The sequence below is a fragment of the Microcoleus sp. AT8-A3 genome (assembly GCF_036705675.1).
In the GTDB taxonomy this organism is placed as follows: domain Bacteria; phylum Cyanobacteriota; class Cyanobacteriia; order Cyanobacteriales; family Microcoleaceae; genus Microcoleus.
Genome location: NZ_JAUBVD010000117.1, coordinates 1 through 6,465, shown reverse-complemented (window position 1 = coordinate 6,465; position 6,465 = coordinate 1). Strand labels below are relative to the sequence as shown.

At 48.6% G+C, this 6,465-nt stretch carries 9 protein-coding genes; all 9 read right to left on the bottom strand.

Annotated elements, in window-relative coordinates; all coding sequences use genetic code 11:
- Positions 1-214: 214 nt before the first annotated feature.
- A complete protein-coding gene (locus QUB51_RS29840) occupies positions 215-493 on the bottom strand; it encodes a flagellar alpha dynein (RefSeq protein WP_333262761.1) in 279 nt (92 codons plus the stop codon).
- Between the two features lie 32 nt (positions 494-525).
- A complete protein-coding gene (locus QUB51_RS29835) occupies positions 526-843 on the bottom strand; it encodes a hypothetical protein (protein WP_333262756.1) in 318 nt (105 codons plus the stop codon).
- Positions 844-965: 122 nt separating this feature from the next.
- Positions 966-3,845, bottom strand: coding sequence for a DUF3987 domain-containing protein (locus tag QUB51_RS29830; protein WP_333262753.1), 2,880 nt, complete (start codon positions 3,843-3,845; stop codon positions 966-968).
- 133 nt (positions 3,846-3,978) lie between these two features.
- Entirely contained in the window at positions 3,979-4,368 is a 390-nt protein-coding gene (locus QUB51_RS29825; protein WP_333262750.1) for a hypothetical protein, read from the bottom strand.
- 173 nt (positions 4,369-4,541) lie between these two features.
- The gene (locus QUB51_RS29820) at positions 4,542-4,847 is read right to left on the bottom strand and encodes a hypothetical protein (RefSeq protein ID WP_333262747.1); all 306 of its coding nucleotides are present in this window, start codon (positions 4,845-4,847) and stop codon (positions 4,542-4,544) included.
- Positions 4,840-5,427 (bottom strand): hypothetical protein, encoded by a 588-nt coding sequence (locus QUB51_RS29815; RefSeq protein ID WP_333262744.1) that lies wholly within the window; start codon positions 5,425-5,427, stop codon positions 4,840-4,842. The genes QUB51_RS29820 and QUB51_RS29815 overlap by 8 nt, the downstream gene beginning before the upstream one ends.
- Positions 5,418-5,720 (bottom strand): hypothetical protein, encoded by a 303-nt coding sequence (locus QUB51_RS29810; protein WP_333262741.1) that lies wholly within the window; start codon positions 5,718-5,720, stop codon positions 5,418-5,420. Before QUB51_RS29810 ends, QUB51_RS29815 begins: the two co-directional genes overlap by 10 nt.
- On the bottom strand, positions 5,711-5,974 hold the full coding sequence (locus QUB51_RS29805) for a hypothetical protein (RefSeq protein WP_333058050.1): 264 nt from the start codon (positions 5,972-5,974) through the stop codon (positions 5,711-5,713). The genes QUB51_RS29810 and QUB51_RS29805 overlap by 10 nt, the downstream gene beginning before the upstream one ends.
- The coding region (locus QUB51_RS29800) for a hypothetical protein (RefSeq protein WP_333262738.1) at positions 5,975-6,465 on the bottom strand (491 nt) is incomplete at its 5' end.

Genomic DNA, 6,465 nt, shown 5'->3' with positions numbered 1-6,465 from the left:
GCCTTCCAAGCTAACTATGCGGGTTCGATTCCCGCTGCCCGCTTATGTCTATAAAAACCTAGAACCCTTGAGAAATCAAGGGTTTTGGCGTTTCTAGGGCTTAGCCTCTATGGTTGCACAAGGCGTTTTGGAGACAATTTGGAGACAATTTGGAGACAAAGACGGGCTGTTTGGAGACAAATTGGAGACAAATTGGAGACAATTTTGGAGACAATCAAGTCCCTGTGTGTGCCAATATGTCCAAAACTGCCTTCATATCATCCATGTCAGCCTTCGACCTTTCGCGCTGCGCTCTCAACTGGTTGAGCAAGTCGGCTGGCTCTGGAAAATCTGCGACGGTCGGAGCCAAGTTTTTATTTGCTTCTCGATCGCGCCGCACTTCCTTAAGCTCTTGCTCCAACATCTGCACCTTCAGTCCTAAATCGCCGTTGCTCTCGTGTAACTGATTCAGTTCTTTATCCCATTCTGCAAGTTGCTTGTTGGCCGCTTTCAATTCCTGCCTGAGTGATTCATCGTTGCCGTCACTCAGGCACTCAATTTTCCCAGCCGTTCCTCAATGGCGGCCATCCGCTCCATCACGGGGTCAAGGCGATCGGCTACAGCCTTGTCTACACTGTCTACAATTTCTGTAGACACGACGCTATCATTGCTTCGTGTAGACAAATCTGTAGGTGTTGTAGACAGTGTAGACAGATGCACTGTAGACAGTGTAGACGTGCCTGAGACTTCCTTGAGAATACGTTGTGCTGCTTGACTAACCGACTCACCGTCTAGCTTCTGAGCTTCTATCCAGTTCAGAAAGTGACCGGAAGCCCTGAACGATACGACTTGACTTTGACTCATTGTAGACACTTGTATACAGTATTTGTCTACAATAACTGATATCTGTATACACTGTCAACAATTTGTCTACAAGGCTAGTAGACATAAAGCCTACTAGCAGCGGTTTTTGGCTCAAACCAGACTTAAAGCTTCATCAGGTCAGAAGGCTCAAATTCACCTTGCCGAACGTTTCTGACAGGCTTATCGAACCTGACCAAGTAGCTAGTGCTACCACGGCTGCTGTAGATATTGTCCACGACCTCGCCTCGTGCTCCTTGATAGAGACCGCCGACATCCTTGACCACAACCCGATCGCCTATCTCAAAAGTTCTCTGTTTTGGTATAGCGGCCGACTTCATGGGACGAGCAGGCTCAGAACTCAGCAATAAATTTTCTGATTTTTCAGAAGGTGCAGAATCTTGTACCACAGTTACCACAGTAGGCTTTAAGTCTTTACTGGGTAAAGATTCCAACTGTGGTACATCAGTTACCACAGTTGAACCACAGTTAACCACAGTAGTAGCGTTTACTGTGGTAATTGTGGTACAGGGTGTTGAGTCATTGTGGTCATCGTTAAGCCTTGCTGTATAAGGGTTTGAGGTTACTGTGGTAACTGTGGTTGTGGTCAAACAAAAAGAAACAGTTTTTTTCACTGTGGTAACTACCCCAAAATTCATCGCCTCAAGTTCTCCAAAAAATTCTCGAACTTGCTGAGCGGACGGCCGCTGTCTTACATGGAATGCGTGCTGAGCCTCGCGAGTCGATACTATCCCTCCTTTTCGTTCCGCTAAAAGTACCAACCTTGCCAAACTAGGAGCTAAAGCCTTGCGATCGGAGAATTCAGCGTAGAGGCTGGCAATCTGGTCAGAGCTAAATTTGACAAACTTTATCGCCGCTTCCACCGCGCTTTTAGGGATGAGAGGGCTAACCTCAACACCATTGAAAACACAGGTCAGGGTGTGAATGGTGGCGGCAAGCTTACCGACCTTCTCAGGCGTTTTGCCAATCATGGCGCGCATACCTTGTTTAGGCTCCTTCTCACGCCGTTCTTCCTGAGCATTGTAGAAAGCTGTAAACAGTCGCTTGGCTTCTGGGTTAAGCTCGAATTTCATTGCCGGCAGCTCGTCTATTTTTGTGTAAAGCGCTGCAAGCATGGGCGTAATGTCGAAACTTCCGCTGTCTTCCTCAGATAATTTGGAAGCGGCCACGGGTTGAAAAACAAAGTCAAAGCGGGCAAACTTTCCGTTTGAGTCGCTGCAATCCTTCAGCAACTCTGCTAGCACGTCGGGTTGAATCGTCCCAAAAACTGTCAGTAGCAGCCCTTCTAAGTCTGCTTTCACTCCAGAGGCTCGCAGAACGGTACTGCCTGTGCCGTTCCAAAACTCCAGTAAGTCTTCATCGTCACTGCCTTTACCTCCTCGGTACTGGTTGGCAGATTTGAATAAACCCGCAAGCTCATCGCATCGGTACATCAGGGCTTGATCAGGAAACTCTGCGACTTGATATAAAATGCCCTCGCCTGTGGACTTAGAGAAGGAGTACAGCCGTTGCCGTGGCTCTTTTGGGGGCAATCCCTTGTCTTCTCCTTTTGCAGCCTTCCAATTCTTGTAATCTTCCTGGTACTGAGCGACAGCTTTGTCGTACTCCTTGCGAGCCTTCTCCCGTAGCGACTTCATCGGCCGCTCAATCATTGCCCGCATGATGGGTGATTTTTTCTGCGATGACTCCGCAACGATGCCCGCGAAGTAGTTGGGAGTACATCGGTAGTCGGTGTCACGTCGCAATAGTATCTCTGTTCCAACCTTAAAAAGACTGGACACCTGAGCGAGGCCGGCGACTAGATAACACTCAGGTTTGAGGTTCAGTCGCGCCGCCAATTCCTTTATTGGTGCTGCGAGTCCTGGGGGCAAAATTTCTGCCAGTTCGAGTCCTGACTTTTGGGCAGAGAGTAACTGGGCAACCTCGGCCGCCGTGTCTTCAACGTAGGATTCTTGCTCTAGTTCTTGCTCGCGGTCGCGGTAAATTTTCCAGACATCGGCAGAGTTGATTTTGTATTTTTGAGCCAGCTCGGAGACTTTAAGCTGTAGCTGAGACTTCTTGAGGTCGGACTCTAGCAGTGTTTCAATCTCTCCCCCTAGCTCAGAGATGTGGGGAACTTGAACTGGTTCAGGACGGACAACTTTTGCTGTTGCCTGCGGGGGAGTTGCGAAAACTTTCTTCTCTCCGATCGCCGCCTTGATATCCTCAGCAGTTAGCTTGTGATGTTCCACCCAGTCCGCAATGTCTAGCCCCTTGCTTTCGGGTAGGTTTTCCCAGGCTTTAGATTCAGGGAAAGGATAAAGCCATAGCGCGCCGGGGAATTCTTGATGCAATAGCTCAGCGTGTTTGATTCCTGGTTTATCGCGATCGGGAATAATGACAACTGTTGCACCCTCTAAATCACTTGTGTCAGTGATTCGCCACTTGCTAGAGCCGCCAATATTACAGGTGGCGGCTAAGCCTAAATCCCAAAGTATATCGGCGCAGGACTCCCCCTCGACAAGGTAAATAGGTTCGTTATTTGCGATCGCCTTTCTGACCTCTGCGTAGCGGTAAATCGGGATGTTTTCACGCGCTATCCCTTCAGTACCTCCTATCCAACCAATCTGTCGGGAACTTTTGCACTTACCCCAACTTTGTTGAGTCCAGTTAGCCTTGCCACCTTTCCCGTCATCGAACCGCACAACGCGGGCAAGGGGGGAGCCATCGCGGGCGGGATATTCCCAGTAGCGAGTCTGGCGGGGGCGGATGGCTTTCTTTTCTTGTGGGCGGGCATAAAAAACGTGGCCGTCCTTGTCGGTTTTGCTTGTAGCTTCCCAACCAGTAGCGGGCGGTTGGTCGCGGTTGCAGACGGACAACTCACCTATGGAGTAGCACCAGTCAGGTTTGCCACAGTGCGGGCAAGGGTTAGATTTGGAAACTGTGACAAGATTGTCACGGGTGCTTGAAGTTTGCCCGTTGTTCGAGTTAATATTATGGGACATGATGATTTGTCTCGTCTTTCTAAGAGATGGGTGAATTACCTAAAACCGTTGCAGTTCGGGTACCAATCGAGAGCAGCGGTTTTTTGGTGTTTACAATTTTTGGAAAATTCAAGGCATAGGAGGTACCGCCCCGCTAGTTGACTAGGGGTGCGATTAAGCTGTCGTTGCGAGCACAGCCGCCTATTTCGGCATCAGGCAGTGGGATAAAGATTGGGAAGGATGGCGGCGCCCGATCGGTTGCTCGAACAGGTAATTCGATATCGGTGTCTACGAGCACCGATTCTTTAGCAAGCTCAAGTCGAGTCTGGGGAGTTTTCTCAGGCTTGTTGATGAAATACTTTATCTCTGCGAACATCTGGGCTCGGAAGGTACAACAAATATATTTCCAGAGTCTCATCCCTCTCGGATGCCATTCCCGGCTGCGCTCTCCAAACTCCATAAGGGATTCTCCGGCCCCTCCATTCCAGAAAGGCTTTAGACTGCGCTTGACTCGGTTGACAAAGGAAATACATTTTGCATCCATATCGAACATTTTAAGCGACAAGTCGCACTTGATATTTTCGGACAGATTTTGTCCCGGCAACGAACCGAAAACGTAAAAAAAACGTACCGAGAACGTACCAAAACTCACTCGTCGGGTTTAAAGGTAAAAGCACTAGACGAGTGAGTCAGAACAAGGCTTTCAGCGCCGCCAAGTCAGAGGGACTCTTGTCCGAAATTTCGGACGGATTTTTCTGTGCCCTGACCACCCAGAACTGCGTCCCACGGTCGAGGTTGTGGTTCCCCTGGTGTTGACGGAACTGCTCCCCCAAGTTGAGGCAATTGCAATTCGTTGAGGTAGTAAGCGTACTGATTGCCGTCCCCTCGTTGCGGGTAGAACTTGCCGTTAGTTTTCCAGAAGAAATCTTTACCTCGCAAAACCGCCAATACTAACTCTATTTCTGACTTGGTACCAGTCAATCTTAGAGCTGCCGTGGTTGGTATATTCGGCTGTCTAGTCATCACTTTCCCCCTTCACAAATGGCATCAAAAATTCATACTCAGCCTTCGCGTCCCGGTAGGATTGACTACTGCCGGCACTAACTCCCCAAACTTCTTTAAGGATTTTATTCTTGCCAGTGATGCCCTTCGCGTGACATTGCAGAATTAGTTCGACTTGTTCGCGCTGCTTGGTGGATAAATTCACTACTGCGAGTTCGTTAGAATCGCTCGATGTCTGATTCAGTAGCAGTTCTAGTGATTCTCTTATCGAATCGAGTTCTGCCTCTTGTTCGTCGGTTCGTTCGTTTGTTGCCAGGATTTGTTCTGCTTCCTGTTGTCTTTGCTTCTGGGAAATGTATACACTGGTGCTGATTTCATCCACCACATCGGCGGTGATTGCCCGCTCTTTAATTGCCTCAATCTCCCCTTGCTCAGACAGTTTACGAGCGATATTACCAGCGGTAACAGCACAAGCAATCGCAGCACACAAACTGACACCTTGCAGTGCTTTGTGAGTGTCTAGCTTTTTGTCTAGTGCTGCTAGTGGAGTTAACCACAACACGACAGAGGACGCGCTTAATACAAACAGTTTTAGCTGCATGGTTTGCCTCCCTCAATCAATTCGTCTAAGTGTCTGTTGATTTCCTCGGATGCAGCGTCCCAGTCTATCCCCTCACCCTTGTCAACGGCTTCCCAGATTAGATTCCAGCACCAAGTTTCAAACTCATAAAAGAGGTCTGTCGGGTCAGTATTGACCAACAGGTCTAACTCTTTTTTGCGTTTAGCTCGTACAAACTCTTCTGCGCTCTCTTCCTTTTTTTGAGCTACAAAAATTTTCAGCAATTCTTGTTTGTCAACTAGCAGATACAGTTTTCCATCTACGTTTAGCTGCATAGAAACACCCCCAAACCAATCAGCAACATCGCTAAACCACCAATTAAAACAGCCTGTAAGTCAGCCACTGAAATCTTAAGCAACTTACTCAGAGAGTAATCGAGCAACCAGCTCAAACCCCACGCAATCGCAATCGCTGCTAACAAGAATGAGACGGCTTTCATCGCCATTGGATGCAGACTCGCTATCCACCCTAAAAGGGAGAAAGCGACGCATCCGGCAACGAAGTAATTTGCCAGATACATCGCTTTCATTTAGTTAGTCCCTCCCGTGAGTTTGGCTTTAATTTCATCAATCCGAGTACGGGCATCGCTGTCAGCCTTATCAATTCCTAAACCCAGTCGGGCATATCCGGGACGCAAGCTGTGCAAGTGCTTAGCCAGTCGAGTGTCTGAGCGTTTTTTACCCAGTTCATTATCAGCCACAGCACCCTCATATTTGCGGTGATGCCGGTGAACTTTAGCATCGGCTTCTTCAACTTTTGCCAGTGCTTCATAGGCGCGTTTAGACTGTTTTGCACCGTCTGTTTGGTCTTTGGCTAAATCCTTCATTGCGTCCGCTTCTTCCTTGGTAAAGTAGCGCGGTGCTGGCACAACTGGCACACTACGGATGCTGGAAAAATTACCAGGATTTAGCGGTGTGATAACGCTTGTGTCAGTGCTTGCCAAAACTTTTGATTTGTCGATTGCGTGTCCGCCGTCGTTGCTGGCAGTGAGTTTTCCAGCATCAGAATTACCACCAAACA

Bases quoted from the DNA above. Each gene is read 5' to 3' on its own strand.
- QUB51_RS29830 (WP_333262753.1), bottom strand. From the start codon at position 3,845: ATGTCCCATAATATTAACTCGAACAACGGGCAAACTTCAAGCACCCGT.
- QUB51_RS29820 (WP_333262747.1), bottom strand. From the start codon at position 4,847: ATGACTAGACAGCCGAATATACCAACCACGGCAGCTCTAAGATTGACT.
- QUB51_RS29805 (WP_333058050.1), bottom strand. From the start codon at position 5,974: ATGAAAGCGATGTATCTGGCAAATTACTTCGTTGCCGGATGCGTCGCT.
- QUB51_RS29815 (WP_333262744.1), bottom strand. From the start codon at position 5,427: ATGCAGCTAAAACTGTTTGTATTAAGCGCGTCCTCTGTCGTGTTGTGG.
- QUB51_RS29835 (WP_333262756.1), bottom strand. From the start codon at position 843: ATGAGTCAAAGTCAAGTCGTATCGTTCAGGGCTTCCGGTCACTTTCTG.
- QUB51_RS29810 (WP_333262741.1), bottom strand. From the start codon at position 5,720: ATGCAGCTAAACGTAGATGGAAAACTGTATCTGCTAGTTGACAAACAA.
- QUB51_RS29825 (WP_333262750.1), bottom strand. From the start codon at position 4,368: ATGGATGCAAAATGTATTTCCTTTGTCAACCGAGTCAAGCGCAGTCTA.